A 547-nucleotide genomic window follows, 5' to 3' on the forward strand; every position below is an offset into this window, starting at 1 on the left:
CCCAAACCTTGATCCATCCGTCAGACGATTTACAGCGTCTGTCGCGGACAGACAACCAACGGCGAGACGGCGCGGCTGAGCGGTCAGATCTGCGACGTGAGTTCGACCGGGAAATCGTCGTTGTCGGCGTCGCTCATGGCGGCGAGGCTGCGGTTGTCGAGCACCTCGGCGATCGCCTGGCGCACTTCCAGCATCATGTGGCGGACCTGGCACGTCGCCTCGTCGCAGTCCTCGCAGCGCTGATATTGCGTGCGGCTGGCGCAAGGGATCGGCGCCAGCGGCCCGTCGAGCACGCGCACGACATGGCCGATCTTGATCTCGGAAGCGGGCCTGGCGAGGCGATAGCCGCCTTCCTTGCCCTTGCGGCTCTGGACGAAGCCGGCATTGCGCAATTCGCCCAGAATGGCGTCCAGGAACTTCTTCGGGATGTTGTTTGCGACCGCTATGTCGTTGACGAATGCAAGCTGGCCAGCCGGCAGGCCGGAAAGATGCACGAGAGCCTTGAGGCCATATTTGCCTTTTTTGGTCAGCATGCCCGATTCAGTTT

Annotated in this window: 1 protein-coding gene; it reads right to left on the reverse strand. The window is 62.3% G+C overall.

Going from position 1 to position 547, the window contains the following annotated elements; translation table 11 throughout:
* Positions 1–83 precede the first annotated feature (83 nt).
* The gene (locus EOA60_RS36535; protein WP_095824963.1) at positions 84–533 is read right to left on the reverse strand and encodes an Rrf2 family transcriptional regulator; all 450 of its coding nucleotides are present in this window, start codon (positions 531–533) and stop codon (positions 84–86) included.
* Positions 534–547: the final 14 nt, after the last annotated feature.

Origin of the sequence: Mesorhizobium sp. M1A.F.Ca.IN.020.06.1.1, from assembly GCF_004023265.1 — a bacterium.
Classification (GTDB): domain Bacteria; phylum Pseudomonadota; class Alphaproteobacteria; order Rhizobiales; family Rhizobiaceae; genus Mesorhizobium.